The 528-nt window shown below is 65.0% G+C and carries 1 pseudogene; it reads left to right on the top strand.

The window, feature by feature from the left end:
- A pseudogene (locus tag QMA10_RS17625) lies at nt 1-528 on the top strand (DUF222 domain-containing protein); the annotation flags it as partial.

Raw genomic sequence — 528 nt, 5'->3', positions numbered from 1 at the left:
AGCTGGCCGGTTTTGAGGCGGATCTGCTGGAGCTGGCAGCGGCGGGGCAGACAGTGTCGCAGTTCCGGGTGAAGGCCAGGCGGTTGCGGGAGAAAACCTATCCGGAGACCATTCCGGTCCGGCATGAGAGTGCGTTCGAGGCGCGGCGGGTGTGTTTGGTGCCGGATGAGGACGGCATGTCCTGGTTGTCGGCGTTGTTGCCGGCAGCCCGCGCCCAGCTGATTTTCACGCAGTTGAGTACTGCGGCGCGGGGTGAGCAGGGTGCCGGGGAACCGCGGGGAGTGGATCAGTTGCGGGCTGACATCCTCACTGACCTGCTCGACGGTGACAGGGATGAGGATGCCAGCGGTAACGGAGACAGCCGTAACGAAGGCAGCGGTACTGAGAACAACGGAGACGAAGGCAGCGGTATTGAAGGCAGCTGCAACGAAGGCAGCCGTGCCGGCGGCACAGCTGCGGGCAGGAAGACCAAGGCCCGGGCGCGGGCGCGGGCTGAGATTCTGGTGCTGATCACCGCTGAAACCCTGT

This window comes from Arthrobacter sp. APC 3897 (assembly GCF_030407495.1).
GTDB lineage: Bacteria > Actinomycetota > Actinomycetes > Actinomycetales > Micrococcaceae > Arthrobacter_B.
This window is presented reverse-complemented; position numbering and strand designations above follow the sequence as displayed.